The sequence below is a fragment of the Paraburkholderia sp. J94 genome, from assembly GCF_905220285.1.
Classification (GTDB): domain Bacteria; phylum Pseudomonadota; class Gammaproteobacteria; order Burkholderiales; family Burkholderiaceae; genus Paraburkholderia; species Paraburkholderia tropica_A.
The window spans coordinates 284,408-308,013 of sequence record NZ_CAJMZH010000003.1 but is presented as its reverse complement, the minus strand read 5'-3'; the positions used below and the strand labels follow the sequence as shown (position 1 = coordinate 308,013).

21 protein-coding genes and 2 tRNA genes are annotated in these 23,606 nt (G+C 67.0%); 7 read left to right on the top strand and 16 right to left on the bottom strand.

The genetic code is table 11. From position 1 onward, the window contains the following. Positions 1-23: 23 nt before the first annotated feature. Positions 24-2,252 (top strand): ATP-dependent helicase, encoded by a 2,229-nt coding sequence (locus U4Y88_RS07635; protein WP_321783229.1) that lies wholly within the window; start codon positions 24-26, stop codon positions 2,250-2,252. 55 nt (positions 2,253-2,307) lie between these two features. Here the strand turns inward: U4Y88_RS07635 and U4Y88_RS07630 are convergent, their stop codons facing one another. From U4Y88_RS07630 to fdxA, 10 genes are all read right to left on the bottom strand, one after another. After that, entirely contained in the window at positions 2,308-3,057 is a 750-nt protein-coding gene (locus U4Y88_RS07630) for a DUF4088 family protein (RefSeq protein ID WP_224008230.1), read from the bottom strand. Between the two features lie 216 nt (positions 3,058-3,273). Beyond that, on the bottom strand, positions 3,274-3,597 hold the full coding sequence (locus U4Y88_RS07625) for an AzlD domain-containing protein (RefSeq protein WP_321783413.1): 324 nt from the start codon (positions 3,595-3,597) through the stop codon (positions 3,274-3,276). A 17-nt stretch (positions 3,598-3,614) separates the two neighbouring features. Further along, a complete protein-coding gene (locus U4Y88_RS07620) occupies positions 3,615-4,370 on the bottom strand; it encodes an AzlC family ABC transporter permease (protein ID WP_321783411.1) in 756 nt (251 codons plus the stop codon). A 159-nt stretch (positions 4,371-4,529) separates the two neighbouring features. Beyond that, positions 4,530-5,420, bottom strand: a complete 891-nt coding sequence (locus tag U4Y88_RS07615; RefSeq protein WP_321783227.1) for an AraC family transcriptional regulator — start codon at positions 5,418-5,420, stop codon at positions 4,530-4,532. 44 nt (positions 5,421-5,464) lie between these two features. Next, positions 5,465-5,938 (bottom strand): CreA family protein, encoded by a 474-nt coding sequence (locus U4Y88_RS07610; protein WP_224008233.1) that lies wholly within the window; start codon positions 5,936-5,938, stop codon positions 5,465-5,467. Positions 5,939-6,002: 64 nt separating this feature from the next. Continuing rightward, positions 6,003-6,344 carry a type II toxin-antitoxin system RelE/ParE family toxin gene (locus U4Y88_RS07605; RefSeq protein ID WP_321783225.1) on the bottom strand — a complete coding sequence of 114 codons (342 nt, stop codon included), beginning with the start codon at positions 6,342-6,344 and terminating at the stop codon, positions 6,003-6,005. Beyond that, positions 6,341-6,694 carry a type II toxin-antitoxin system ParD family antitoxin gene (locus U4Y88_RS07600; RefSeq protein ID WP_321783223.1) on the bottom strand — a complete coding sequence of 118 codons (354 nt, stop codon included), beginning with the start codon at positions 6,692-6,694 and terminating at the stop codon, positions 6,341-6,343. Before U4Y88_RS07600 ends, U4Y88_RS07605 begins: the two co-directional genes overlap by 4 nt. Before the next feature lie 105 nt (positions 6,695-6,799). Next, positions 6,800-6,875 (bottom strand) — tRNA-Asn (locus U4Y88_RS07595). Between the two features lie 82 nt (positions 6,876-6,957). Then, positions 6,958-7,033 (bottom strand) — tRNA-Asn (locus U4Y88_RS07590). Between the two features lie 154 nt (positions 7,034-7,187). Further along, complete coding sequence (gene fdxA, locus U4Y88_RS07585) at positions 7,188-7,511, bottom strand: ferredoxin FdxA (protein ID WP_065061288.1); 324 nt, start codon at positions 7,509-7,511, stop codon at positions 7,188-7,190. A gap of 356 nt (positions 7,512-7,867) precedes the next feature. On the opposite strand from fdxA, the gene pncB reads away from it, so the two are divergent. The 5 genes from pncB to rmuC all read left to right on the top strand — a co-directional run bounded on the left by pncB (position 7,868) and on the right by rmuC (position 14,009). Then, a complete protein-coding gene (gene pncB, locus U4Y88_RS07580) occupies positions 7,868-9,070 on the top strand; it encodes a nicotinate phosphoribosyltransferase (RefSeq protein ID WP_224008239.1) in 1,203 nt (400 codons plus the stop codon). A gap of 138 nt (positions 9,071-9,208) precedes the next feature. Then, positions 9,209-9,871, top strand: coding sequence for a lactate utilization protein C (locus U4Y88_RS07575; RefSeq protein ID WP_321783221.1), 663 nt, complete (start codon positions 9,209-9,211; stop codon positions 9,869-9,871). A gap of 64 nt (positions 9,872-9,935) precedes the next feature. After that, positions 9,936-11,339 (top strand): sodium:proton antiporter, encoded by a 1,404-nt coding sequence (locus U4Y88_RS07570; RefSeq protein WP_321783410.1) that lies wholly within the window; start codon positions 9,936-9,938, stop codon positions 11,337-11,339. A gap of 181 nt (positions 11,340-11,520) precedes the next feature. After that, positions 11,521-12,510 carry a D-glycerate dehydrogenase gene (locus U4Y88_RS07565; RefSeq protein ID WP_321783219.1) on the top strand — a complete coding sequence of 330 codons (990 nt, stop codon included), beginning with the start codon at positions 11,521-11,523 and terminating at the stop codon, positions 12,508-12,510. Then, entirely contained in the window at positions 12,507-14,009 is a 1,503-nt protein-coding gene (gene rmuC, locus U4Y88_RS07560; protein WP_321783217.1) for a DNA recombination protein RmuC, read from the top strand. The genes U4Y88_RS07565 and rmuC overlap by 4 nt, the downstream gene beginning before the upstream one ends. Positions 14,010-14,102: 93 nt before the next feature. On the opposite strand, the gene U4Y88_RS07555 is transcribed toward rmuC, so the two are convergent. The 6 genes from U4Y88_RS07555 to U4Y88_RS07530 all read right to left on the bottom strand — a co-directional run bounded on the left by U4Y88_RS07555 (position 14,103) and on the right by U4Y88_RS07530 (position 21,681). Further along, positions 14,103-14,585: a GNAT family N-acetyltransferase gene (locus U4Y88_RS07555; protein ID WP_224008247.1), complete on the bottom strand. Its 483-nt coding sequence runs from the start codon at positions 14,583-14,585 to the stop codon at positions 14,103-14,105. Then, entirely contained in the window at positions 14,585-14,860 is a 276-nt protein-coding gene (locus U4Y88_RS07550) for a hypothetical protein (RefSeq protein WP_065061294.1), read from the bottom strand. Before U4Y88_RS07550 ends, U4Y88_RS07555 begins: the two co-directional genes overlap by 1 nt. Before the next feature lie 65 nt (positions 14,861-14,925). Beyond that, positions 14,926-16,257 carry a gephyrin-like molybdotransferase Glp gene (glp, locus tag U4Y88_RS07545; protein WP_321783215.1) on the bottom strand — a complete coding sequence of 444 codons (1,332 nt, stop codon included), beginning with the start codon at positions 16,255-16,257 and terminating at the stop codon, positions 14,926-14,928. A gap of 107 nt (positions 16,258-16,364) precedes the next feature. Further along, positions 16,365-17,024: a molybdenum cofactor guanylyltransferase MobA gene (mobA, locus tag U4Y88_RS07540; RefSeq protein WP_321783213.1), complete on the bottom strand. Its 660-nt coding sequence runs from the start codon at positions 17,022-17,024 to the stop codon at positions 16,365-16,367. A gap of 7 nt (positions 17,025-17,031) precedes the next feature. Beyond that, positions 17,032-18,144 carry a GTP 3',8-cyclase MoaA gene (gene moaA / locus U4Y88_RS07535; protein WP_321783211.1) on the bottom strand — a complete coding sequence of 371 codons (1,113 nt, stop codon included), beginning with the start codon at positions 18,142-18,144 and terminating at the stop codon, positions 17,032-17,034. A gap of 201 nt (positions 18,145-18,345) precedes the next feature. Then, positions 18,346-21,681, bottom strand: coding sequence for an Rne/Rng family ribonuclease (locus U4Y88_RS07530; protein WP_321783209.1), 3,336 nt, complete (start codon positions 21,679-21,681; stop codon positions 18,346-18,348). Between the two features lie 855 nt (positions 21,682-22,536). On the opposite strand from U4Y88_RS07530, the gene U4Y88_RS07525 reads away from it, so the two are divergent. Beyond that, entirely contained in the window at positions 22,537-23,568 is a 1,032-nt protein-coding gene (locus U4Y88_RS07525) for an RluA family pseudouridine synthase (RefSeq protein WP_224008463.1), read from the top strand. Positions 23,569-23,606 lie beyond the last annotated feature (38 nt).

Sequence of the window (23,606 nt, the reverse complement as noted above, 5' to 3'; positions counted from 1 at the left end):
CGGCGCTTGCGGCGCGAAGGTGTATGGATATACAGTATGCGTCGCCGCCTCTTACGGATTCTCCGCGCCCGCCCGTGTCCACCGCCGTTTCCCTCGCTGCTTCCTCCGATCCTCTCGCCGATCAACCCAGCGACGTTGCTCACGCCGTCGCTCAGGATGTCGCGGCGTATCTCGCCAAGCTCAACGAAGCGCAGCGCGCGGCGGTCGAGCATGGCGGCCCGCAGGCCTTCGCGCCGGGCGCGATGTTGCCGGAGCCGCTGCTCGTGATCGCGGGCGCGGGCTCGGGCAAGACCAACACGCTCGCGCACCGCGTCGCGCATCTGGTTGTGAACGGCGCCGATCCGCACCGCATCCTGCTGCTAACGTTCTCGCGCCGCGCGGCGCAGGAAATGACGCGGCGGGTTTCGCGCATCGCCGCCGGCGTGCCGGGCGCGGCCGCCGTGCTCGCGCAGGGGCTCACGTGGGCGGGCACGTTTCACGGCATCGGCGCACGGCTGCTGCGCGAGTACGCCGAGCAGATCGGCTTGTCGCCGGCGTTCACGATCAACGACCGTGAAGATTCCGCCGATCTGATGAATCTCGTGCGCCATGAGCTGGGATTGTCGGCGAAAGAGAAGCGATTTCCGGCTAAATCTACCTGTTTGGCGATCTACTCGCGCGTCGTCAACACGGGCGACTCGCTCGCCGACGTGCTCGCGCGCTCGTTTTCGTGGTGCCTCGAATGGGAGCCGCAACTGCGTGCGCTGTTCGCCGCCTACGTCGATGCCAAGCAAAAGCAGAATGTGCTCGATTACGACGATTTGCTGCTGTATTGGGCGCATATGGCGCAAGAACCCGCGATTGCGGCCGATCTCGCCGAGCGTTTCGATCACATCCTCGTCGACGAATATCAGGACACGAACCGGCTGCAGGCGTCGATCCTGCTCGCGCTCAAGCCCGACGGCCGCGGCCTGACCGTGGTCGGCGACGATGCGCAGGCAATTTACTCGTTTCGGGGCGCAACGGTACGCAACATCCTCGATTTCCCCGCGCAATTCGATCCGCCCGCGCGTCAGGTCACGCTGGAACGCAACTACCGGTCAACGGAGCCGATCCTCGCGGCCTCCAACGCCGTGATGGACGCCGCCACCGAGCGCTACACCAAGAACCTGTGGACCGACCGCGCGTCGCAGCAGCGTCCGCGCCTCGTCACGGTCGCCGACGAAGCGACCCAGGCGCGCTACGTCGTCGAGCAGATTCTGGAGGCGCGCGAGGGCGGCATGAAGCTCAAGCAGCAGGCCGTGCTGTTTCGCGCCGCGCATCACAGCGCGACGCTCGAAATCGAGCTCGCGCGGCGCAACATCCCGTTCGTGAAGTTCGGCGGCCTGCGTTTTCTCGACGCCGCGCATGTGAAAGACGTGCTCGCCGTGCTGCGCTGGGCCGAGAATCCGCTCGACCGCGTGGCCGGGTTTCGCGTGACGCAGCTGATGCCGGGCGTCGGGCCGGCCACGGCCGCGCGCCTGCTCGATCAGGTCGCGGCCTGCACGGGCGCGTATCGCGCCGCCGAGGCGCTCGCCGCATTCGCGCCGCCGCCGCGCGCGGCCGAGGACTGGGCCGCGTTCACGGCGCTCATCGACAGCATCGGCGCGCGCGCCACGCCCTGGCCCGCCGAGTTCGAGCGCGTGCGGCGCTGGTACGAGCCGCATCTCGAACGCAATCACGAAGACGCGCAGGTGCGCATGGCCGATCTGCTGCAGATGGAGAGCATCGCGAGCACCTTCCCGTCGCGCGAGCGCTTCCTCACCGAACTGACGCTCGATCCGCCCGACGCGACCAGCGCCGAATCGGCCGATCCGCTGCTCGACGAGGACTATCTGATCCTCTCGACCATCCATTCGGCCAAGGGGCAGGAGTGGCGCAACGTGTTCGTGCTCAACGGCGTGGACGGCTGCATTCCGTCCGATCTGGGCGCGGGCAGCGACGAGGAACTGGAAGAGGAGCGCCGTCTGCTCTACGTGGCGATGACGCGCGCGAAGGAAGATCTGCACATCGTCGTGCCGCAGCGCTTTTATGTGCACAACCAGTCGGCGTTGGGCGACCGGCACGTGTGGGCGTCGCGCACGCGCTTCATCGCGCCGACGATGCTGCCGCTGTTCGAGTCGTGCGCGTGGCCCGCGCCGCCCGTGGCGAGCGCGCCGAGCGCGGCGGGACTGGCCGCTGCGGCGCGCGCCAAGGTCGAGATCGGCGCGAAACTGCGGAAAATGTGGGACTAGGGCGCGGCGTTTCTGGCGTGCGGCACGACGCGGCGCCCCGGCTGGCGGGAGGGATTTAGCGCGGCTGGTTCTTCGGCGGCGGCACGAAGAAGTTGCGCAGCCAGGCGGCGAGGCGCGTGAAGACGTCGTCGGGTTCCTCGACGAAGATTTCCGGCTTCAACAGACGCAGATATTCCATGATCTGCTGCGCTTCCTGCTTCTGGAACGTGCCGTGCGCGATGCCGAGGCGCAGCAGGCCGCGCAGCTCGCCGAGCCGTTCGCGCGCGAGCGAGCCGGTGGCCTGCTCGCAGCCGATCTTCGCCTCATAAACACGCTGACGCACCGATTCCGCGAGCCGCCACGCGGGCGTCTGCATGATCTCTTCGAGCGTCTGGATGTCCTGCACGCCCGACTTGATCTGCGCGGCCAGCGGGTCGATCTGCGCTTCCTCGCCCTGGGCTTCCTGCACGATGGCGGCTGCCCACTCGCGGCACTTCTTCGTCAGCTCGTCGGGCGTCCACTCAGGCCGCGACGCCACGCCGAAGCCAAAATCGCCCGCCTGCCGCAGCAGCATCGAGACGACTTCGGGAAATTCCTTGTCGAGCGTGCGCTTGGCCCATGCGTACTGGCCGCCCTGCAAGAGTCGCTGCACCGCCTGCTCGGTGAGCGGCGTCATGTTGTCGAGCAGCTTCGCGCGCAGGAAGTCCTCGAACGACGGCGTCAGAAACTGCGGGTCGAGCTTCAGCGAGACGCGCAGGAACGCGTCGAAGTCCTTGCGTAGCGACGCAAGCGTTTCTTCCTTGAGGTTAAGGGTGATATTCCCCATTCTGGTTGCCCCGATTTATTCCTGGCGTTGCCTGGCTATGGCCAGGGCTTCGGCTGGCCACTGCGCCAAGGCAGGCTTCGACGGTTTAACGGCGCGCGACGGAGAAACTTGAGCGGGCGATTGAAAGGAACGTGCGAATGGGCGGCCGGGAAGGGCCGCTGATTCACCGTTTTCAGGGTTGTTTGCGCGGCTTCAGCGCGTGGATCTTCACGTGATTCAGCGCAGTACGACGCCTTGCCAGAGAAAGAACACGCCGAGGCCCACGGCGATGGTTAGCAGCGGACGCTTCGTCAGCGCGCTCACGGCGATCGCGGCCAGCGCGCCGACGAGTTGCGGATTGCGCCAGCTCAGTTCGGCGCCCTGGCCGTGCGGCGAGACCGCCATCGGCACGATGATCGCCGTGAGCACGGTCACGGGCACGAAGCCGAGCGCGGTGCGCATGAGCGGCGGAAACACGAGCCGCTCGCCGAGCACGAAGACGGCGGTGCGCACGATCCACGTGATCAGCGCCATGCCGAGGATCAGGACGACGTAGTTCATCGGGTGGTCGATCGGGCTCATTGGCTGCCTCCCGCGACGGCGTGCGCGTCGCGCGGAGCGCGCGCCTGGCGTGGCTCGCCGGTCTGGTTTTGTGCGCGCGATTGGGCGTCGGCGTCAGGGTTGCGGCGCGGCTTGCGCGGCAGCGAAAGCGCGACGCCCACCGCCACGCCCGCGAGCACGGCGCCGAGCAGCCCGAGCTTGTACGGCCACGCCTGCCAGTAGAACGCGAGCACGCCCGAGGTGACGGCGGCGGCGAGAAAGCGCAGCGCCACCAGTTGCGGCACCACGATGGCGATAAAGGTGACGACCATCGCGAAGTCGAGGCCGAGCGTCTGCAGCCCCGGGAACGCCGCGCCGAACACCAGGCCGGCGGCGGTCCAGAGCTGCCAGTTCAGATACATCGAAAGACCCGAGCCGAGGAAGTGCCACGGCGAGACATCGTCGCCGGGCGGATGGCGGCGGTAATGCGCCCAGGCGACGGCGAACACTTCGTCGACGAGCACCGCGCCGAGCGCGAGCCGCCAGCGCAGCGGCAGATGCGAAACGTAGGGCGCGAGCGTCGCGCCGTACAGCACGTGGCGCAGGTTGACGATCAGCGTGGTGGCCCAGATCACGGCGTAGCTCGCGTGCGAGGCGATCAGCCCGACCGCGATGAACTGCGCCGAGCCCGCGAACACCGCGAGCGACATCAACTGGCCGTGCCAGAGCGCGAGCGGCCCCGACGTCACGAGCGTGCCGAAAATCATGCCGAACGGGGCCGCGCCGATCATCATGGGGATCGTGTCGCGCACACCGGCGGCGAATTCCTTGTATCGATGGGGATGGGTGGTCAAGCTGTCTCTCCTGATTCGGAAAGCAGCATAGCGAGCGGCGCGTCGGGTGGCTTGTACGATCTTGCGGCGTCGCCGCGCTCAGTCGTCGCCGATGAGGGATCAGGACGACTGCCAGCGTCCCGGCGGCACGCCGAACATGCGGCGGAAGTGGCGCGTGAAGTGGCTCTGATCGGCGAAACCGCTGGCGGCGGCGACGTCGGCGACCGAAGCGCCCGCGCGCAGCGGGCCGAGTGCGCGCTGCAGGCGCACCTGCGTGCGCCACGCGTGCGGCGGCAGGCCGGTCGCCTGGGTGAAGAGGCGCGTGGCGTGGAACGGCGACAGGCCGACTGCCTGGGCAAGATCGGCCACGCGCAGCGGCGCGGGCAGATCGGCGGCCAGCAGCGCCTTCATGGTCTCGACGCGCGGATCGTTCGTGTGCGGGCCGATCGGCGCTTCACGCGTGCGCGCGTGGCGCGTGAGCAGCGCCGAGAGCGCGTCGAGCAAGGCGCCTTCGACGGCGAGCAGATCGGGTTCGGGCTGCACGGGCGCGCCGGTGTCGCTGCCCGTTGCGGGATCGGCGCGCCGAGCATCGGCATCGGCTTCGAGCAGGCGATGCGCGTACGAAAGCCGTTGCGCGAGATCGGGGTCGCGGATCACATCGGCGGCGAACCAGGGCAGCGGCTGCGCACGACCCGCGATTTCCGCCGCAAGCCCGTGCAGATAATCGACCGGCACGTAGATCACGCGATAGCGCCAGCCTTCGTCGACGGCGCGCGAGCCCGTGTGCACCTCGCCCGGATTGATGACCGGCACCGTGCCGGTTTCCGCCACGTGATGCGCGCCGCGGTAGCGGAAGCACTCCGCGCCGTCCTCGATCACCGGCACCGTGTACGCCTCGTGCCAGTGCGGCGAGAACTCGTGATCGTGATATTCGGCCGTGAGCAGATCGCCGCCGGGCAACAGCGGCGAGCGCCAGTAACGGGCGGAATCGCGAAAACGGGGAAGGTTCATGGCGGCGGCGCGCGGTCGGGTTTCAGGCGGCGTGACAGTCCAGTTTAGCGCACCGGGATGGTGGTGCCGGCGGGCATCGGCACGGCGGTTACGCTGTTCTTCGCGCTGCCGCTCACGACGCGGTCGCTGTAGGTCAGATAGACGAGCGCGTTGCGTTTGGTGTCGACCACGCGCACGACGTGCAGCGTCTTGAAGAGAAACGACATGCGCTCGTTGAAGACGTCGGCCTGTTGCTTGAGCGGGGCGCCGAAGCTGATCGGACCGACCTGGCGGCAGGCGATCGACGCTTCGGTCGGATCCTCGGCGATGCCCAGTGTGCCTTTCACGCCGCCGGTGCGCGCACGCGACACGTAACAGGTCACACCGGTCACGGCGGGATCGTCGTAGGCCTCGACGACGACCTTGTCGGAGCCGGTCATGCGGAAGTTGGTGTTCACGCTGCCGATCTGTTCGGCGTGCGCGATGCCCGATGCGCAGACGAGTGCGGCGAGCGTCGAGGCAAGGCGGATGGATTTCATGCGAATTCCCGAGGATGACGAGTGGTTATTATCGGGCAGGGCGGGGTGGGGTGGCAGGGGGAAGCTACACGTGCTCGGGCAGATCCATCGCGTCGTGCAGAATGCGCAGTACGTCGATCGTCTGCGCTTCTCGCGGATTGACGCGAAACATGACGAAGTGGCGGCCTTTGCGGCCCTGGCGAGCGACGTGAAGCGTCATCAAGCCTGGAGCGATCTCGTCGCGTTCACGTGCGCCCGGGATGGCCGGCCCGGCCGTGAGCGCTTGCAGGGCGAGCGAGAGCGTCGTGGCGTAACTGCGTGCCTGAGAGGGGCCGAAGCGTTCGGCGGTCCAGCGCACGATGTCTTGAAAATCGGATTGCGCCGATTCGGTGAGGTGAATTGTCCAGAGGATCTTGCGGCGCGTCACTGTGCGCGCTTCGTCGCGCGGGCCGTTGCCACGGCGCTGTCGGCAAGGCTGTCGAGATGTTCGGCCAAACCTTGCCCGGCGGCGAACACGTGAACGCGGCCGGCATCGGCATCGGCTTGACCGGTGCGCACGGCGTCGCGCAGTGCTTCGATCCGCGCCTGCGATTCGGCTTCGTCGCGCTCGATCAGGCGCAGGCCGGCGCGCAGCACTTCGCTCGCATTCTGGAATCGTCCCGAATTGACGAGCGTGTCGATCAGCTTTGCCTGATGGTCCGTGAGAACGACGTTTCGGGTCGGCATGGCAGCGCCCTCGATGACAGACTGGGATTGGCAGATTATGCCATGGTGCATCGGCAGGGGAGCGGTGCGGGAGACGATGCGACGCCGGGTTCGCGCAAACAGCGAACGACCAAAAGAAAAAAGCCGTTGCGCAAAAACGCAACGGCTTCGATATTTTGGCTCCCCGACCTGGGCTCGAACCAGGGACCTACGGATTAACAGTCCGGCGCTCTACCGACTGAGCTATCGGGGAACAGCAGTACATCTACAACTTTTTAACTTCATGAAAAAGCCCGTGTGCGCTGTCGCCAACGCGAACGGGCTTTTGCGAATCTTGGCTCCCCGACCTGGGCTCGAACCAGGGACCTACGGATTAACAGTCCGGCGCTCTACCGACTGAGCTATCGGGGATCAACAAAAGCAGAGAACGAGATTCTATGGGGCTTGGCGGAGTCTGTCAACACCTTGTCGCCATCTTTTTAAAACAATCCTCCTTCAAAAGGATTGTTCGACGGGTTGACCGTCTTCAGCGACGCGGCGAGACGATGCGGCCCCGGACCGTGGCTTAGCGCTCGAGCAGCGCGAGCTTGTCCTTGATGTCCTTGAATTCCTCGGCTTCCGGCAGGGCAGCCTTGGTTTTCGTGATGCTCGGCCAGTTCTTGGCGAGATCGGCGTTCAGCGCGATGAAGTCCTGCTGGTCGCCAGGCACATCTTCTTCGGCGTAGATGGCGTTCACCGGGCACTCAGCCACGCACACGGCGCAGTCGATGCACTCGTCCGGGTCGATCGCGAGGAAGTTGGGACCTTCGCGAAAGCAGTCCACCGGGCACACATCGACGCAGTCGGTATAGCGGCACTTGATGCAGCTTTCGGTCACAACGTGGGTCATTCAGGCAGCTCCTGCAAGCTTTTGTATTGGGGATGGCGCTGGATTGACGCGCGCCAAAAGCGGTATTGTAACTGAATGGGAATTTCCCTATCCACACCGCCGGCGCGCCTTTTATATCGTTTCGTGATTAGTTTATGCGGCGCGGCATGTGCTTGAACCGGCGGCCGATTCCTTGCGCAATATCCATGCGCGCGCCACGGTCGTGCAAGCAAGCCCGCGTCCGAATGCCGCATTCGGGTAACATGGGCGCACCGCTGATGTCCGCCGTCCCAGGCGCCGCCGCCAGCCCCAAAAGGCGCGACGGCGGCTCGGAAAACGAGGCGTGCATCCTCCGATTGCAGTCCGGCTAGTCAATCATGGTCATTACTTCGCTGCTCGATACCGATCTGTACAAATTCACGATGATGCAGGTGGTGCTGCATCATTTCCCCGCGGCCAACGTCGAATATCGCTTCCGCTGCCGCACGCCGGACGTCGATCTCGTGCCGTACGTCGACGAAATCCGCAGTGAGATTTCCAAGCTCTGCCGCCTGCGTTTCGCCGAACCCGAGCTCGAATATCTGCGCAAGATGCGCTTCGTGAAGGGCGATTTCGTCGATTTCCTCGCGCTGTTCCATCTGAACGAGAAGTACATCTCCGTCACGCCGTCGCCGAAGAACAACGGCGAAATCGATATCGAGATCAAGGGTCCGTGGCTGCACACGATCCTGTTCGAGATTCCGGTGCTCGCGATCGTCAACGAGGTGTATTTCCGCAACACGCAGCATCATCCGCAATACGAAGAGGGCCGCGAGCGCCTGCGCCGCAAGATCGAGCTGCTCGGCGCGAAGCCCGAGTTCGCCGACTGCAAGATCGCCGATTACGGCACGCGCCGCCGCTTCTCGAAGCGCTGGCACGAAGAGGTGATCCTCACGCTCAAGGAAGATCTCGGCGAGCAGTTCACGGGCACGAGCAACGTCTACTACGCGATGAAGCACAACCTCACGCCGCTCGGCACGATGGCGCACGAGTATCTGCAGGCGTGCCAGGCGCTCGGGCCGCGTCTGCGCGATTCGCAGATCTACGGCTTCGAGATGTGGGCGAAGGAATATCGCGGCGACCTCGGCATCGCGTTGTCGGATGTCTACGGCATGCAGGCTTTCCTGCGCGACTTCGACATGTACTTCTGCAAGCTGTTCGACGGCGCGCGCCACGATTCGGGCGATCCGTTCGAGTGGGGCGAGCGCCTGCTCAAGCACTACGAGGACAATCGCGTCGACGGCCGCACGAAGACCATGATCTTCTCGGACGCGCTCGACATTCCGAAGGTGCTGCGCCTGTACGAGCGCTTCAAGGACCGTTGCCGTCTCGCGTTCGGCGTGGGCACGAATCTCACCAACGACCTCGGTTATCAGCCGCTGCAGATCGTCATCAAGATGGTCCGCTGCAATGGTCAGCCGGTCGCCAAGCTGTCCGATTCGCCGGGCAAGAACATGTGCGACGACAAGGCGTATCTGGCCTATCTGCGTCAGGTGTTCGGCATCGAGCAGCCGACGGAAGTGGAGACCGCGGGCAAGTAAATTTGCGCATGAACCACGCAGGCGGCGCATGCTTCGTGCGCCGTATGCGTGCCTGATACGTGCCTGATACGTGCCTGAATGCGAGCGACGCCCCGGTATAATCGGCGCGTCGCTTTTCTTCATCTGACGAGGACGCACATGGATACCACGGCCGCCCGCCGCAGCATGCTCGCGCGCATCCGCGCGGCTCAGGGTCGCGACGCGACGCCCGCCGCGCACGAACGGGAAGCCGTCGCCGACTATCTCGCGCGCCATCCGCAAGGGCCGCGTCCGCCGATGGACGGCGACCTCGTCGCGCGCTTTGTCGTCGAGGCGAAGAAGATGGCGTCCACGGTCGACGAAGTCGCGCAGCTCGCCGACGTGCCCGCCGCCGCCGCGCGCTATCTCGCCTCGCTCCAGTTGCCCACGCAGGCCGTCGCCTGGGAGACGCTCGAATCGTTCGACTGGGCCGCAGCGGGCCTCACGGTCGCGTTCCGCAAACCCGAAGATCGCGATCTCGTCGGCCTCACGGGCTGCTTTTGCGCGACCGCCGAGACCGGCACGCTGGTGCTGCTGTCGGGGCCGCAAACGTGGGCCTCGGGCGCGCTGCTGCCCGAAACGCACATCGCCATCGTGCCCGCTTCACGCATCGTCGCGGGTCACGAAGATGCCTTCGCGCTCATGCGCGCCGAACGCGGCGAGTTGCCGCGCGCGGTCAATTTCGTCTCGGGGCCGTCGCGCACCGGCGACATCGAACAGACCATCGTCCTCGGCGCACATGGGCCGTATCGCGTGCACGTGATCGTCGTGCAGGGTGCGTGACGCGTTGACGGGTCCGCGCGCGGCACGCGTTTCGACACCGGCAAGGCGATTCGCGCTCGCGGCCGTGCTGGCGTGTTGCGCGGGCACGGCGCAGGCATCGGGCGGGGCGGGCGGTGCGGGCGTGGACGGCGCGGCGCTCTCCGCGACCTGGGGCCTGCCGTTCGCCTGCATGCTGCTCTCGATCGCGCTGTTTCCGATGTTCGCGGCCACGTTCTGGCATCAGCATTTCGGCAAGATCTCGGCGGCGTGGGCGCTCGCGTTTCTCGCGACGTTCGCGGCGTCGCACGGCATCGCGGCCACGTATCCGCTTTTTCTGCACGCGCTCGTCGACGAATATCTGCCCTTCATCGTGCTGCTCGGCGCGCTCTATACGATCGCGGGCGGCATCTGCGTCTACGGCAATCTGCGTGGCTCGCCGCGCACCAATACCGCGATCCTCGCGCTCGGCGCCGTGCTCGCGAGCGTGATGGGCACGACCGGCGCGGCCATGCTGCTGATCCGCCCGCTGCTGCGCGCCAACGACAATCGCCGCCACAACACGCACGTGGTCGTGTTCTTCATCTTCCTCGTGGCGAACGCGGGCGGCTCGCTCACGCCGCTCGGCGATCCGCCGCTGTTCCTCGGTTTTCTCAATGGCGTCGGCTTCTTCTGGACGGCGCAGCATCTCGCGCTGCCGATGCTGTTCGTCTGCGGCGTGCTGCTCGCCGCGTTCTTCGTGATCGACACGTGGCTGTTCCGGCGCGCGGACGAGGTGCGCGCGCCGTTTCTCGATCCGACGCCCGATACCGGACGGCTCGGCATCGGCGGCAAGGCCAACTTCGCGCTGCTCGCGGGCGTGATCGCGCTCGTGCTGACGAGCGGCGTCTGGAAGCCGGGTATCGGCGTCGATCTGCCTGGTGCGCGGCTCGAACTTCAGAACGTCGTGCGCGACGCCGGGCTGATCGTGCTGGCGATCGTGTCGTATGTGTTCACGTCGCGCGAGGCGCGTGCCGACAATGATTTCGACTGGGCGCCCATCGTCGAGGTGGCGAAGTTGTTCGCGGGCATCTTCGTGACGATCACGCCGGTGATCGCGATGCTGCGCGCGGGCGAGGCGGGCGCGTTTGCCTCGCTGATCGCCTTCGTCAACGATGCGCCGGGCCGCCCGAACGACGCGCTTTACTTCTGGGCGACGGGCCTGCTGTCGTCGTTTCTCGACAACGCGCCCACGTATCTCGTGTTCTTCAATCTCGCGGGCGGCGACGCGCAGGCGCTCATGACGGGCGGCGCGAAAACGCTCGCCGCGATTTCGGCGGGCGCTGTGTGGATGGGCGCGGTGACCTACATCGGCAACGCGCCGAACTTCATGGTCAAGGCCATCGCGCAGCAACGCGGCGTGCGCATGCCGGGCTTCTTCGGCTATCTTGGCTGGTCGTGCGCGGTGCTCACGCCCGTGTTCGCGGCGGCGACCTGGCTCTTTTTCGATTGAGCCGGGCGGGATTGCGCCGATTTGCACCGATTTGCCCCGATTCGCGCATTAGCCATTCGGCTGACTATGCCGGCGCGTGCAGGCGCGGGAAAATAGCGCCGATATCGAGACCCTGGCGGACCAGCCAACCGCGCGCGGCACAGCGGCGTGCGGATCAACCTCAGCAGTGTGGAGAGCAACGATGCAAAAGATTCTCGTGGCGCGCCCGATCTTTCCTGACGTGATCGACCGTCTCAAGCAGTATGTCGACGTGGACTGGAACAACGGCGAAACGCTGTCCGCCGACGCGCTCAAGGCGCGTCTCGCCGACAAGGACGGTGCGATTACGATGGGCGACCCCATCGACGCCTCGACCTTCGCCGCCGCGCCGCGTCTGCGCGTGGTCTCGAACATGGCCGTGGGCTACAACAACTTCGACATGGCCGCGTTCAACGCCGCGAACGTGCTCGGCACCAACACGCCCGACGTGCTCAACGAGACCACCGCCGACTTCGGCTGGGCGCTGATGATGGCCGCCGCGCGCCGCGTGACGGAATCGGAGCACTATCTGCGCGCGGGCAAGTGGCAGAAGTGGTCGTTCGACATGTTCCTCGGCGCGGACGTGCATGGCGCGACGCTCGGCGTGATCGGCATGGGCCGCATCGGCCAGGCGCTCGCGCGCCGCGCGCGCGGCTTCAACATGCGCGTGATCTATCACAATCGTTCGCGCGTCGCGCCCGAGATCGAGCGCGAACTGAACGCGGAATACCGCTCGAAGGAAGACCTGCTCAAGCAGGCCGATCACGTCGTGCTGGTGCTGCCGTACACGCCCGAAAACCATCACACGATCGGCGCGGCCGAACTCGCGCTGATGAAACCCACGGCTACGCTCACGAATATCGCGCGCGGCGGCATCGTCGACGACGCGGCGCTGGCGCAGGCGCTGCGCGAGCGCCGTATCGCCTCGGCGGGCCTCGACGTGTTCGAAGGCGAGCCGAGCGTGCATCCGGCGCTGCTCGAAGTCGATAACGTCGTGCTGACGCCGCACATCGCGAGCGCGAGCGACGCCACGCGCCGTGCCATGGCCAACCTCGCCGCCGACAATCTGATCGCCGGGCTCGGTCTCGGGCCGCGTGCGGGCCAGCCGCCCAATGCGATCAATCCGGGCGTGATCGGGAAAGCGCGCGCATGAGTGCTGAGTGGTTGATGGCGCTGGCGTTAGCGGCGCTCGCCGTGCTGGCGGTCGCGCTGGCGTTTGCCGTGATCGTGCTGCTGCGCGCGCGCGGCAGCTCGCACGACGAAGCGGCGCTCGACGCGCTCGATCAATTGAGCGACCGCGTCGCCGCCTCGACCGAGACGCAGACGCGTGCGGCCGAGCGTATCGAGCGCGAGTTGCGCAACGAGATCGCGCGCACGGCGCAGGCTTCGCGCAGCGAGTTCGGCGGCGGTTTCGCGCAGGTGCAGCAGGCGCTCGCGGCGCATCTCACGAGCATCGCGACTGTGCAGAACGGCCAGATCGATGGCTTCGCGCAACAGCTCGTCAAGCTCACGGAGAGCAACGCGCAGCAGCTCGACGCCGTGCGCCAGAGCCTGCACGTGCAGGCGCAGCAGGCGCGCGAGGAGCAGGCCACGGCGCTGCGCCACTTCGGCACGGTACTCGGTCAGCAGCTCGCGCAGCTGACCGAGGCCAACGACCGGCGCTTCGCCGAAGTGCGCGCGACGCTCGAACAGCGCCTCAAGGACATCGAGGCGAACAACGCGGCGAAGCTCGAAGAGATGCGCCGCACCGTCGACGAAAAGCTGCATGCCACGCTCGAACAGCGTCTCGGCGAATCGTTCAAGCTGGTCTCGGACCGGCTGGAGCAGGTGCATCGCGGCCTCGGCGAAATGCAGACGCTGGCGGCGGGCGTGGGCGATCTGAAAAAGGTGCTCACGAACGTGAAAACGCGCGGCACGTGGGGCGAGGTGCAGCTCGAAGCGCTGCTGGAGCAGATGCTCACGCCCGACCAGTTCGCGAAGAACGTGGCGACCGTGCCGGGCAGCAGCGAACGCGTGGAGTTTGCGATCCGGCTGCCGGGCAAGGGCATCAAGCCCGGCGGCGCGGACAGCGCGCCGGTCTGGCTGCCCGTCGATGCGAAGTTTCCGCGCGAGGACTACGAGCGGCTCATCGACGCTCAGGAGCGCGCCGATCTCGGCGGCATCGAGGAAGCGGGGCGCGCGCTCGAAACGCGCATACGCGCGGAAGCTCGCACCATCGCCGAGAAATACGTCGCGCCGCCGCACACGACCGATTTCGCGCTGCTGTTTTTGCCGACCGAAGGGCTTTACGCCGAAATCCTGCGTCGCCCGGGTTTGACCGATGTGCTCCAGCGCGATTTCCGCGTGACCGTTGCCGGGCCGACCACGCTCACGGCGTTGCTCAACAGCTTGCAGATGGGCTTCCGCACGCTCGCCATCGAGCAGCGTTCGAGCGAGGTGTGGCAGGTGCTGGGCGCGGTGAAAACCGAGTTCGGCAAGTTCGGCGACGTGCTTGCGCGAACCAAAACGCAGCTGGAAACGGTCACGCGCTCGATCGAGGCCGCCGAAGTGCGCACGCGCGCGATGAACCGCAAGCTGCGCGACGTGGAGGCCTTGCCGGGCGAGGAGGCGTCGAATCTGCTCGGCGACGCGTTGCGCAACGGAGACGAATAGACGCAGTATCGATATGCCCTTAAGAAAAACGGGCCGCCCGCATCGCTGCGGACGGCCCGTTTTTTTCGTGCCTTGCGGGGTGAGGCGAGCGCTTTAACCCGGCGCGGCGAGCTTGTCGAGCGCGTCGCCCGTCACGCGCACTACGCGCCAATCGGGGAAAACCGTCGCGCCCATCTTCTCGTAGAAGCGGATGGCCGGCTCGTTCCAGTCGAGCACGCTCCACTCGAAGCGCGCGCACTGGCGCTCGACGGCGATGGCCGCGAGCTGGCGCAGCATGGCCGTGCCGAGACCCGTGCCGCGCTGCGACGGTTCGATGTAGAGGTCTTCGAGATACAGGCCGCGGCGGCCCAGGAACGTCGAATAGTTGTGGAAGAACAGCGCATAGCCGACGATCTTGCCCGCGTCGTCGGCCACCAGCGCTTCGGCGGCCGGGTGCGCGCCGAACAGTGCGTCGGCCAGCAGTTCGGGCGTGCCGGTGAACAGGTGCGTGAGCTTTTCGAATTCCGCGAGCTGGTACATGAGCGCGTGCATGGCGCTCACGTCGCCGGGCGTGGCCGCGCGGATCGTGGCGGCCATTACGCTTCCTCTGGCACGTCGGAGAGATGAATCTCGATGCCGCCGAAGCGCGACGCCACCCAGTTGTAGAGATGGCAGGCAATCCACAGCAGCACGAAGCCGACGATTGCATTGAGGATCAGCGCGCTGAACACCGTGCCGAGTTCGAAAGTGCCGTAGCGGAAGAACGCCACCACCGCGACGAGCAGCACGATCGGCACGCTGAACGTGAGGTACACGAGGATGAGCGCTTTGGCGGTTTGCCCCGCGGCGATGAACGAGATCTGTTTTTTCATGGAAGTCGGTCCGTAGGTCGAATGGACGTAGCGTGTACAGGATGGCTGGAAAAGGGCCGCGCGCGCTAGACGAGCCCGTCAAAGAGCATGACGTCGACGGCATCGCCGACGTCGAGATCGGTGGATTCGTGCGCGAGCACGATGAAGCAGTTGGCCTCGCTCATCGTGCTGAGCGCGCCGGAGCTTTGCGAGCCCGTGGGCGTGACGCACCACTGGCCACGCGCGTCGCGTTCGGCGACACCGCGCTGGAATTCGGTGCGGCCCGCGCGTTTTTTGATCGGCGCTTCGCAGCGCGCGGGGATCAGCGGCACGGGTTGCGGCGTCGCGCCCGACATGGCGATCAGGGCAGGGCGCACGATCTGGTAGAAGCTCACCATCGTCGCGACCGGATTGCCGGGCAGGCCGAACAGCAGCGCCGGACGGCCCACGCCCGCGCGGCCGCCGGACCAGATGCGGCCGAACGCGAGCGGGCGGCCCGGGCGCATGGCGAGGCCCCAGAACGTGACGTCGCCGAGCGTTTGCAGTTGCGTGCGCGTGAAGTCGGCTTCGCCGACCGAGACGCCGCCCGAGGTCAGTACGACGTCGGCGCTCGCGGCGGCTTGCTTGAGCGTGGCGGCGAGCGCGTCGGGTTCGTCGCGGACCATGCCGAGATCGATGGCTTCGACGTTCAGGCGGCGCAGCATCGCGCCGAGCGTGTAGCGGTTGCTGTCGTAGATGCAGCCGGCGTCGAGCGGTTCGCCGGGCGAGCGCAGTTCGTCGCCGGTCGAAAAGAAGGCCACGCGCAGGCGCGGCTTCACTTCGACTTCGACGAGACCGAGCGAGGCGAGCAAGCCGATATCGGAGGCGCGCAGCTCGCGGCCCGCGCGCAGCGCCACGCCGCCGCGTGCGAGGTCTTCGCCCTTGCGGCGGCGGTTCGCGCCGGGCGCGACCTCGCGAGCGGCGAAGCGGATCGAGCCGGATTCGCCGGCGTGCGTCGGTTCCACGCGCTTCACGCGTTCTTGCGGCACGACGGTGTCGCAGCCAGCGGGCATCGGCGCGCCGGTCATGATGCGCACGCATGCGCCGGGCGTCACGCCGCCTGTGTACGGATGACCCGCGAATGCCTTGCCGGCGATCGTCAGCGCGAGCGCGCCGTCTTGCGCTTCGGCGGCGAGCGCCGCGCCGTCGAATGCGTAACCGTCCATCGCCGAGTTGTCGTGCGCGGGCACGTCGATCGGCGAGATCACGTCCACGGCGAGCACGCGCGCGAGCGCTTCGCGCAGCGGCACGCGTTCGCTCCCGGCCAGCGGTGTCACCCACTGCAGCACGATGGCTTGAGCGGCGCTGACGGGCAAGGCTTGAGGATCGAACTGGCTGAGGCTCGCGGCGCTACCGGAGAAAGTGTTAAGCGTGGTCATCGAGTGGAGAAGCGTCGCATCCGCACAATGGGTGCGGCGATCGTCCTGGGAGGCGGGCCAGGTGGGCCGGCAGCTGGCGGCGCGCGGCGTGTGTCCGGTTGCGCACGTCAGGCACGGTCGAGGTCGGCGAGTTCCTGAAAGGAATTGATATTGTAAAACGCACGCTCGTCGGCAAACGCGACTTCGGCCGCCTTGTGGCGCGCGTACCACGCACGCACCTTGCGCTCGCCCGCGTCCAGAAAGGCCGCGAGGTCGTCGGCGAGCGAGACGTGCACGAGCGCAAAAACGGGATGCAGCGAGACTTCGCCCGCCGCGTCGGTCGTGGTCGCGGTGGCGATCGGCACGCCTTGCGCGCAGGCAGCATCGGCGAGACGCGCGGCGAGATCGGCGGGCAGCCACGGCGAATCGCAGGGCGCGCTCAGCAGCCATTCGGTGCTCGAAGTGGTGTTCGAAGCGGCGCGCGCCTCGCCTTGAGCGGCGGCGCGCAGGCCGGCGAGCAAACCCGCGAGCGGACCGGGAAAGTCCGGCAGCGTATCGCCGATCACGCGCGCATGCCACGGCGCGCCCAGTTCGGCGTAGGTGTCGCGGTTGCGATTGGCGCTGATCGCGAGCGCGCCCACCTGCGGCGCGAGGCGCGCGAGCACGTGCGCGGCGAGCGGCTGGCCGTGCAGCATCTGCAGGCCTTTGTCGGCGCCGCCCATGCGCTGGCCGCGGCCGCCCGCGAGGACGAGGCCGGTGATCGACGAAGCAGGAAGGGGTGCGTTCATGCGCGGCTCAGCCGCCGATATAGGACATTTCGATGCGGCGTTCCTCGCTGGCTGCGGGCGCGTCGGCGCTGCCGCGAAGCTGCGAGTAGCGGTCGCCGCGCTGCTGCCAGACCTGGGCGATCGCGCTGGCGATGCCGGCGTCGGTCGCGTCGCCGCGCAACAGGGCGCGCAGGTCGTAGCCCATCGACGCGAACAGGCACAGGTACAGCTTGCCCTCGGTCGAGAGGCGCGCGCGCGTGCAGTCGCCGCAGAACGCGCGCGTCACGCTGGAGATCGTGCCGATCTCGCCCGCGCCGTCGGCGTAACCCCAGCGCTGCGCGGTTTCGGCTGCGCTGTGCGCGTCGAGCGGCACGAGCGCGAAGTGCTCGGCGATGCGCGCGACCACGTCGGCGGACGGCAGCACTTCGGCCATGTTCCAGCCGTTCGTGGCGCCCACGTCCATGTATTCGATGAAGCGCAGCGTCACGCCCGTGCCGCGGAAGTGGCGCGCGAGCGGGACGATTTCGCTGTCGTTGGTGCCGTGCTTGACGACCATGTTCACCTTGATCGGCGCGAGCCCCACGGCCTGCGCGGCCTCGATGCCGCCCAGCACGTCGGCGACCGAGAAATCGGCATCGTTCATGCGGCGGAACAGGGTGTCGTCGAGCGCGTCGAGACTCACGGTCACGCGCGTGAGACCCGCGTCGCGCAGCGCGCGCGCCTTGCGGGCCAGCAGCGAGCCGTTGGTGGTCAGCGTGATGTCGAGCGGCGTGCCGTCGACCGTGCGCAATGCCGCGAGCCGCTCGATCAGGAATTCGAGGTTCTTGCGCAACAGCGGCTCGCCACCCGTGAGGCGGATCTTGGTGACGCCTTGCGCGACGAAAAGCCGCGCCAGCCGCTCGATTTCCTCGAGCGAGAGCAGCGCCGAATGCGGCAGGAACGGGTAGTCCTTGTCGAACACCGCGCGCGGCATGCAGTAGACGCAGCGGAAGTTGCAGCGGTCCGTCACCGAGATGCGCAGATCGCGCAGCGGCCGCGCGAGCGCGTCGAACACCTCGCCGGTTGGCGCGCGCACGGCGTCGGCCGCCAGCCGGGGCGGCAGCGAACGGGCGTCAGCAACAGGGATGATGCGTCGGGACATAGTGGTTTCGAACTCGCTGGTCTCAAACTCGCGATAGTTTGATTTTAGCCGAAGCGCACTTTGCCCATGGACAAGGGAGAACGCTGATATATCAAAAAAAAGCCCGCCGATAGGTGGCGGGCTTTTGTTGCACTGCGATGCGAGTGCCGGTGGAGGCGGACCGGGCGCGTCTTGCGGGCGCTACCCGGTCCGCCGGCCGCCTTACGGCTGGCGGTCGGTTTCCACTTGCTGCATCGGCGTGCTGTCGACCGGCGGCAGCGGCTTGCGCTCGCGCGGCACGCGCGCGGGCTTGACCACTTGCGCGGCGGCGTCTTGCGAGGCGCGCAGCTTGCCAGCGTCGGTGTTCACCCAGACGAGGCCGGCGCCAGCCAGCACCGTGTCGAGCGATTCCGCCGCGACGGCGCTGACCGTCGTCACCTGGACCGGACGCTGAGCCACCGGCTCGGCGACAGGCGCGGTTTCGACACGGGCGGTCTCGACCGGTGCGGTCTCAACCGGAGCGGTCTCAACCGGAGCAACGCGCGTTTCGACCGGCTCGGCTTGCGCAGCGGCGGCAGCCGGTGCAGCTTCCTCGGACTTCGGCGCTTCGACGCGGTCTTCACGCGGTGCCGGCACTTCGGCGACGGCAGGTGCTTGGGCCGGCGTTTCTGCCGGAACTGCCACGACGACCGGAGCCGCTGCTTCAACCGGTGCAGCTTCGACCGGAGCGGCCGGTGCTGCGGGTTCGACGGCGACCGGTGCGACCGGTGCAGCCGGCGCGACGGGCGCAGCCGTTTCCACGACGGCCGGAGCGACGGTTTCAACCGGCGCGGGAGCGACTTGCGGCGCTGCCGGCGCGGCTTCCACGGCCTTCGCTTCGACACGTTCGACCGCTTCGACAGCGGCGACCGGCAGGGCGGTCACGACCGCAGCTTCCGTCACCACGGTCTGCACCGTCGTTTCCGTCTTGATCGACTCGACGGCGGCGTGTTCCGCTGCCGGTGCGTCGATGCCTGCGTCAACACCTTCTTCGCCCGATGCGCCGTCTTCCGACGCGCCATCGGTCATTGCCGTACCTTCCGCATCGCGTTCGCGACGGCCACCACGGCGGCCGCGACGACGGCGGCGACGCTCTTCACCTTGCGGCGATGCGCCATCGTCATCGGCACCCGACTGGCTCACGCCATCGGTCAGAGCGGCTTGAGCGGCTTCTGCGGTTTCGCTGTCGGCACCGACGCCCGCGGCTTCGATACGGGCTTCCTGCGCCTCGGCGGCCTCGTTCTGCTGCGAGCGGCGGCGTTCGCCACGCTCGCCGCGTTCACGGCGCTCGCCGCGTGCCGGCGTTTCGCCGGTTTCGCTGCGGTCCTGACCACGTTCGACGCGTTCGATGCGCTGTTCGCGCTCGCCACGTGCTTCACGCGGTTCGCGTTGCTCGCGCGGCTCACGCGGCTCGCGGGCTTCGCGCGGCTCACGTGCTTCACGCGGTTCACGCGCTTCACGATTGCCACGGCCTTCGCGTGCTTCGCGCGGCTCGCGTTGTTCACGCGGTTCGCGGGCTTCACGTGCCTCGCGCGGCTCACGGCCTTCGCGTTGCTCGCGCGGTTCGCGTTCCTCGCGGCGGCCCGACGGCTGACCGCCGCGCGTGCCAGTCGTGCCACCGGCGCCTTCGCCACGGCCTGCCGCGTCGCGGCCACCGGTGCGGCGGTTGCGGTTGCGATCGCCCGACGCGGCCTTGTCGCCACGCTCAGGACGGCCTTCGCGTGCCGGACGTGCGGCCTTTTCCTGCGTCTGGGCCGGCGCCGGTGCGGGAGCCGCAGCCGGTGCGCCGCCGAACAGGCGCTTGATGAAGCCGAAGAAACCGCCGCTGGCCGGTGCGGCCGCAACGGGTGCCGCCGCCGGAATGGCTTCCACCGGCTTCACGGGCGCGGACGGCGCCGGACGGTCCGGCGTGATGCCCTTGACCGCGGCTTCCTGCTTCGGCTTGGCTTCGGCGTTGCGCTTGCTGTAGCCGGTTTCCGATTCGAGCTCACGCGCCGCTTCCTCGGCCAGCTTCCACGAGGCGCGCGGATCGTCGAGGCGCGTATCGTCGTGACGCAGACGCTCGAGCTTGTAGTGCGGCGTTTCGAGGTGCTTGTTCGGGATCAGCACGACGCCGACCTTGAAGCGCGACTCGATCTTGTTGATTTCCGAACGTTTTTCGTTCAGCAGGAAGGCGGTCACTTCGACCGGCACCTGGCAGTGGATCGCCGCGGTGTTTTCCTTCATCGCTTCTTCCTGGATGATGCGCAGGACCTGAAGCGCCGACGATTCCGTATCGCGGATATGACCCGTGCCGTTACAGCGCGGGCAGGTGACGTGGCTGCCTTCCGAGAGGGCCGGGCGCAGACGCTGGCGCGACAGCTCCATCAGGCCGAAGCGCGAAATCTTGCCCATCTGCACACGTGCGCGGTCGTGGCGCAGCGCATCCTTCAGGCGCTGCTCGACTTCGCGCTGGCTCTTGGCCGACTCCATGTCGATGAAGTCGATCACGATCAGGCCGCCCAGGTCGCGCAGACGCAGCTGGCGAGCCACTTCGTCGGCGGCTTCGAGGTTGGTGCGCGCGGCGGTTTCCTCGATGTCGGCGCCCTTGGTGGCGCGGGCCGAGTTCACGTCGATGGCGACCAGCGCTTCGGTGTGGTCGATCACGATCGCGCCGCCCGAGGGCAGCGGCACCGTGCGCGAATACGCCGTTTCGATCTGGTGTTCGATCTGGAAGCGCGAGAAAAGCGGCACGTCGTCGTGATACCGCTTCACCTTGCTGACATTGTCCGGCATCACGATATCCATGAAGGCGCGCGCCTGGTCATAGATTTCCGTGGTGTCGATGAGGATTTCGCCGATGTCGGGCTGGAAGTAGTCGCGGATCGCGCGGATCACGAGGCTCGATTCCAGATAGATCAGCATGGGCTGACCGGACGTGCCCGCCTGCGACGCCGCTTCGATGGCGCGCCACAGTTGCAGCAGGTAGTTCAGGTCCCACTGGAGCTCTTCGGCGGAGCGGCCGATGCCGGCCGTGCGCGCGATGATGCTCATGCCTTCCGGCAGTTGCAGCTGCGCCATGGTTTCGCGCAGTTCCTGACGGTCGTCACCCTCGATGCGGCGCGAAACGCCGCCGCCGCGCGGGTTGTTCGGCATGAGGACCAGATAGCGGCCGGCGAGCGAGATGAACGTGGTCAGGGCAGCGCCCTTGTTGCCGCGTTCTTCCTTTTCGACCTGGACGATCAGTTCCTGGCCTTCCTTGAGGGCGTCCTGGATACGCGCGCCGCGCATGTCCACGCCGTCGCGGAAGTATTGGCGGGCGACTTCCTTGAACGGCAGGAAGCCGTGGCGGTCTTCGCCGTAGTTCACGAAACACGCTTCGAGCGAGGGCTCGATGCGGGTCACGATGCCCTTGTAGATGTTGCCTTTGCGCTGTTCGCGCCCGGCGGTTTCGATGTCGATGTCGATGAGCTTCTGTCCATCGACGATGGCGACACGCAGTTCTTCCTGCTGTGTCGCGTTGAACAGCATGCGTTTCATTGAACGGCTCCAGTGCGGCTTTGCGCGCGGCTCTCGCGGCGCCCGACGCTTCGACGGGCAGAACGAAAGCCGGCAGCGGCAAGCCGCGCCTTATTGTGTTGTCACAAGCACGCTGGAGCAGGAACGTTGGGGAGGAGAATTGCCTTCTGTGGGTCCGGTCCGGCGTTGTGTTGCCATGGACGGGCCGCGTGGGCACATGCGAAATACGTCTTCAACAAGCGGCCAGACATGCCGTGGAAGTGCGACGGCACGGATTTCCTGTGCTTCCGATCCGACTGCTGCGCGCGGCGGCGACATACTGCGCCTTGCACGATCGCAACAGAAGACAAACCGCAGCGGCGAACCGCGCGCGCTTGCGGCTGGATCAGCTTCGCGGCCTGGCTATCCAAGCAGGACCGCGTATGGGAAGCCTTCAGGAACGCCCGTCTTCCCCCTCGGGGTGTCTCGCCACCTTTGACGTCGCCATGTCCCGCACGTTGCCGGGACGCTTCGGGCGCTCGCCGTATTTTCGCCACCGCGGCGTGGCGTCGCGGTCACTTCGACCGCGCGGCGCCACGCCGCGGATGAATTCTTTATACCAATGTTCCGTTACCGTCGGAGGCCGCGCCGACCGAACGTGCCTGTGGGCGCCGTCCCTGCCGTGCGGATTTCCGTGCGTGCAACTCGTTGCATCTCTTCTTTCGGGGTGAGCAACCTGCCCCGGGCGCAAGTAAAATAACCGTTTATCGCTTGCTGCCTACGCATGCAGCGCGGTTCAGGTCCGGTCGAACCTCCTTGGGTATCCATCGGATGGTTCTGGAACTTTTTGGCCGTTTGGCCTACCGTCGCGTCAGCGTTGGGCAAATTATATTCAGAATGAAAGGGTTAGGCAAAACATCCCAGAATCAGGTCGCAGCCGACCAGGTTTCCATCGTCGAAATCGACGATGGCGCAGCCGGTCAGCGGATCGATAACTTTCTTCTGCGCGTCTGCAAAGGCGTGCCGAAAAGCCACATCTATCGCATTTTGCGCAGCGGGGAAGTGCGCGTGAATAAGGGCCGGGTCGATGCGCAGTACCGCCTCGAACTCGGCGACCTCGTGCGCGTGCCGCCCATCCGCATCGCCGAAAAAACGCAGCAGGAGTCGGCGCCCGTGCCGCCCGGCCAGTTCCCCGTGCTGTTCGAGGACGACGCCATGCTCGTGATCGACAAGCCCGCGGGCGTCGCCGTGCATGGCGGCAGCGGCGTGGCGTTCGGCGTGATCGAACAGTTGCGCGAGGCGCGCCCGCACGCCAAATTCCTCGAACTCGTGCACCGGCTCGACCGCGAAACGTCGGGCGTGCTGATGCTGGCCAAGAAGCGCGCGGCGCTGGTCGGCCTGCACGAGCAGATGCGTGATAACAAGACCGACAAGCGTTATTACGCCTGCGTCCACGGCGACTGGGCGAGCGATTGGGGCCGCCGTCGTGCCGTCAAGGAACCGCTGCACAAGTATCTGACCCCGGAAGGCGAGCGCCGCGTGCGCGTGCAGGCCGACGGCATGCCGTCGCACACGGTGTTCAATCTCGTCGAGCGCTGGCCGCACTACGCGCTGCTCGAAGCGGAACTCAAGACCGGCCGCACCCATCAGATCCGCGTGCACCTGGCGCATCTGGGCCTGCCGATTCTCGGCGACGCCAAGTACGGCGACTTCGCGCTCAACAAGGCGCTGGCGCGCACCGGCGCGAAGCCGGGCCTCAAGCGCATGTTCCTGCACGCGCACCGGCTCAAGCTCGCGCATCCGATCACGGGCGAGACGCTGCAGTTCGAGGCGCCGCTGCCGCCGGAACTGCGCAGTTTCGTCGACGCACTGCGTGCGCAGCGCGAAGGCGCGGACGGCGAGAGCCAGGCCGCCGCGCAGCCGGAATGACGCGGCAGCGCCGCGCCGGGGATGACGCCGGAGAACAA

Coding starts and splice junctions, on each gene's coding strand:
- U4Y88_RS07635 (WP_321783229.1), top strand. CDS start 24: ATGGATATACAGTATGCGTCGCCGCCTCTTACGGATTCTCCGCGCCCG.
- U4Y88_RS07630 (WP_224008230.1), bottom strand. CDS start 3,057: ATGGGGAATATCACCCTTAACCTCAAGGAAGAAACGCTTGCGTCGCTA.
- U4Y88_RS07625 (WP_321783413.1), bottom strand. CDS start 3,597: ATGAACTACGTCGTCCTGATCCTCGGCATGGCGCTGATCACGTGGATC.
- U4Y88_RS07620 (WP_321783411.1), bottom strand. CDS start 4,370: ATGATGATCGGCGCGGCCCCGTTCGGCATGATTTTCGGCACGCTCGTG.
- U4Y88_RS07615 (WP_321783227.1), bottom strand. CDS start 5,420: ATGAACCTTCCCCGTTTTCGCGATTCCGCCCGTTACTGGCGCTCGCCG.
- U4Y88_RS07610 (WP_224008233.1), bottom strand. CDS start 5,938: ATGAAATCCATCCGCCTTGCCTCGACGCTCGCCGCACTCGTCTGCGCA.
- U4Y88_RS07600 (WP_321783223.1), bottom strand. CDS start 6,694: ATGCACCATGGCATAATCTGCCAATCCCAGTCTGTCATCGAGGGCGCT.
- fdxA (WP_065061288.1), bottom strand. CDS start 7,511: ATGACCCACGTTGTGACCGAAAGCTGCATCAAGTGCCGCTATACCGAC.
- pncB (WP_224008239.1), top strand. CDS start 7,868: ATGGTCATTACTTCGCTGCTCGATACCGATCTGTACAAATTCACGATG.
- U4Y88_RS07575 (WP_321783221.1), top strand. CDS start 9,209: ATGGATACCACGGCCGCCCGCCGCAGCATGCTCGCGCGCATCCGCGCG.
- U4Y88_RS07565 (WP_321783219.1), top strand. CDS start 11,521: ATGCAAAAGATTCTCGTGGCGCGCCCGATCTTTCCTGACGTGATCGAC.
- rmuC (WP_321783217.1), top strand. CDS start 12,507: ATGAGTGCTGAGTGGTTGATGGCGCTGGCGTTAGCGGCGCTCGCCGTG.
- U4Y88_RS07555 (WP_224008247.1), bottom strand. CDS start 14,585: ATGGCCGCCACGATCCGCGCGGCCACGCCCGGCGACGTGAGCGCCATG.
- U4Y88_RS07550 (WP_065061294.1), bottom strand. CDS start 14,860: ATGAAAAAACAGATCTCGTTCATCGCCGCGGGGCAAACCGCCAAAGCG.
- glp (WP_321783215.1), bottom strand. CDS start 16,257: ATGACCACGCTTAACACTTTCTCCGGTAGCGCCGCGAGCCTCAGCCAG.
- mobA (WP_321783213.1), bottom strand. CDS start 17,024: ATGAACGCACCCCTTCCTGCTTCGTCGATCACCGGCCTCGTCCTCGCG.
- moaA (WP_321783211.1), bottom strand. CDS start 18,144: ATGTCCCGACGCATCATCCCTGTTGCTGACGCCCGTTCGCTGCCGCCC.
- U4Y88_RS07530 (WP_321783209.1), bottom strand. CDS start 21,681: ATGAAACGCATGCTGTTCAACGCGACACAGCAGGAAGAACTGCGTGTC.
- U4Y88_RS07525 (WP_224008463.1), top strand. CDS start 22,537: ATGAAAGGGTTAGGCAAAACATCCCAGAATCAGGTCGCAGCCGACCAG.